Source organism: Rubrivirga sp., from assembly GCF_049648075.1.
GTDB lineage: Bacteria > Bacteroidota > Rhodothermia > Rhodothermales > Rubricoccaceae > Rubrivirga.
This window is the reverse complement of sequence record NZ_JBARYR010000542.1, coordinates 1-2,821: the sequence shown is the minus strand read 5'-3', so window position 1 is coordinate 2,821 and position 2,821 is coordinate 1. Positions and strand designations below refer to the sequence as shown.

Annotated in this window: 2 protein-coding genes and 1 pseudogene; 2 read left to right on the top strand and 1 reads right to left on the bottom strand. The window is 68.9% G+C overall.

The features are described 5' to 3' along the window. Together WBA11_RS15140 and WBA11_RS15135 are read left to right on the top strand one after the other, a co-directional pair. Window positions 1–1,110 (top strand): phosphoenolpyruvate carboxykinase (ATP) (locus WBA11_RS15140; protein ID WP_424521497.1); only part of this gene is annotated, 1,110 nt, incomplete at its 5' end. Between the two features lie 129 nt (window positions 1,111–1,239). After that, window positions 1,240–2,094: a hypothetical protein gene (locus WBA11_RS15135; protein WP_424521496.1), complete on the top strand. Its 855-nt coding sequence runs from the start codon at window positions 1,240–1,242 to the stop codon at window positions 2,092–2,094. A 44-nt stretch (window positions 2,095–2,138) separates the two neighbouring features. Here the strand turns inward: WBA11_RS15135 and WBA11_RS15130 are convergent. Further along, window positions 2,139–2,821 (bottom strand): annotated as a pseudogene (locus tag WBA11_RS15130) (hypothetical protein); the annotation flags it as partial.

The following is a 2,821-nucleotide window of genomic DNA, read 5'->3' as shown; positions in this document are numbered from 1 at the left end:
GAGGCGATCGCCGGCGAGCTCAACTCGTCCACGTTCGTGACGCTCCATCTCGGTCGCGGCCTGGTCCTGATCGGGGGGACGAACTACGCGGGTGAGATCAAGAAGTCCATCTTTTCGGCGCTCAACTACGTGCTCCCGGGCAAGGACGTCCTCCCGATGCACTGCTCTGCGAATCAGGCCGTCGGTGGCGGTAACGCGGCGGTCTTCTTCGGCCTGAGCGGCACGGGCAAGACGACGCTCTCGGCCGACGCGAGCCGCGTCTTAATCGGTGACGACGAGCACGGGTGGAGCGACGAGGGCGTGTTCAACTTCGAGGGCGGGTGCTACGCCAAGGCCATCCGGCTCAGCAAGGAGGGTGAGCCCGAGATCTACGGGACGACGCACGAGTTCGGCACCTTGGCAGAGAACGTGGCCCTGCGCCCGGATCGGACCATCGACTTCGACGACAGCACGATCACGCAGAACACACGCCTGAGCTACCCGATCGACTTTATCCCAAACGCGAGCGAGGACGGGATGGGCGGCGTCCCGGAGACGGTCATCTTCCTGACAGCCGACGCGTTCGGAGTGCTGCCTCCGATCTCGAAGCTGACGCCCGACCAGGCGATGTACCACTTTTTGAGTGGCTACACGGCCAAGGTCGCCGGCACCGAGCGCGGGGTCACGGAGCCCAAAGCGACGTTCTCGGCCTGCTTCGGCGAGCCCTTCATGGTGTTGCACCCGACTCGGTACGCGGAGATGCTCGGAGAGCGCATCGAGAAGACGGGTGCCCGCGTCTTCCTGGTCAACACCGGATGGACCGGCGGCCCGTATGGGACGGGCGAGCGGATGAAGCTGGCCTGGACGCGACGGATGGTCAACGCGGCTCTGGCGGGCGAGCTCGACGACGTCGAGACGGTGACGGAGCCCGTCTTCGGCCTCGACGTCCCGACCTCGATCGAGGGCGTCCCCGACTCCGTCTTGCAGCCACGCGAGACGTGGGGCGACTCCGATGCCTACGACTCGAAGGCCGCCCAGCTCGCCGAGATGTTCGCGTCCAACTTCGAGAAGTACCAAGAGCACGCCTCGGACGCGATCCGCAGCGCGGGACCGGCGCCCCAGACGGCCTAGAGCCTGAGGGCGCGGCCCGTCGCGGCGGCCGATCGCGGACGGTCGTCCTCGAGGACGGCCCTGCCGGAACGCCGATGACGGGTGGGCGGGCGGTTCCGCGTAAGGAGGGAGAACACCCCCAACCTTGCCATGCGCCGCACACGCGTCCTCCTCACGTCCCTCCTCTTCTTGTCGCTGGCCGCTACCGGCTGCGACTCCAGCGACAGCGGGGACCCCACCGCCGCCGACGTCGTCGGCGCCGTCCAGGTCGGTGACACACCGGCCCAGTTCGTACGCGCCCCCTTCCCCACCGGCAGCTCGGGCGACGTCCCCGGCGTCACGGGCAGCGACCAGATCGTCCGCGGCGGGTCGGTCATCCTGACCGTCGACACGCCGGACGGCGCCGACCGCCTTCTGATCGGCGTCGAGGGCGACTACGACGGGTACTACTCCGCGGCCATCCCCCAAGGCTCGGAGTCTGGTCGGATGGCCGGCTTGACCACGGTCGTGCTGACGTCGGCCCAGGACAACGACCTCAACGCGTTCACCGTCTTGGTCGCGACCGAGACCGACGGCGAGGTCAGCGCGTCCTCGAGCCAGACGTTCACGGTCAATACGCAGGCCCAGGCGTCCGGCGAGCTCCAGGTGAGCCTGAACTGGGACGCCCCGGTCGACCTCGACCTCCACCTCGAGACGCCGAGTGGCGAGGTCATCTACTTCGCCAACGAGACCGGCGACAGTGGCGGAGCGCTCGACCTCGACTCCAACGCGGCCTGCAGCCTCGACCGCGTCGACAACGAGAACATCACCTACGCGGACGGCACGACCCCGCCGTCGGGCGAGTACATCGTCCGCGTCGACCTGTGGTCGGCGTGCGCGACGTCGAGCCCCATCCCGTTCGTGGTCACCGTCAACCGGCGGGGCTCGGCGACCACGTTCACGGGCGTCTTCCAACCCGGCGGCGCGGACACGGACGACCGTGAGATCACGCGGTTCACGATGTAGCCGGCCCGTCCTCGCGGCCGAGCGTCGGCCTCGAGGACGGACGGTTAGCGAGCCACGAGCGTCAAGAGCAACGTCGTGAACAGGCCGAGCACCGTGATCGCGAGCAGGTACCAGAACCCGAGGACCGAGCTCTTGACGGCCGTCTTGATCCACCCCTGCCCGTACACCCGTTTGGCCGCGATCAGGAAGTAGACGGGGATGTACAGCCCGAGGACCGACACGAGGACCCCGCCGACCGGGCTCCCGCCGCTGGAGATGCCCCCGCCGCCCGTCACGGCCGAGACGGCGACCATCGCCGCTAGCGCGACGAACGCGACCGCGTGGACGTGCAGCCCGAAGACCAGGTGCTCCGAGTAGTACCAGCCGCGACGGACGTAGAGGATCTTCAGCAGCAGCGCGAAGACCGGGAGCAGCAGAAAGAGCGACGTCGGCAGGTGGGAGATGGCGCTGCGTCCCAGGTCCACCAGCGCCTCCGTCTGGTCTTGCTGGCTGCGGGCGCGCGCGAACCGCTCGGTCGCCGACGAGCGCGGGACCCACTCCGGCAGGTCCATGTTGCCGCCCACCGCCGGGACGATCTGGGTCCGAGCCCCGACGATGTCGCCGAGGCGGACCGTGCTGTCGGGCGGGAGGGCTCGCAAGACGGCGGCCTCGACGCGGAGACCGAGCCGCCGCCTGGAGGACGGCACGTCGATGTCGTAGACGGCGTCGTCGACCGCGTCCTCCAAGG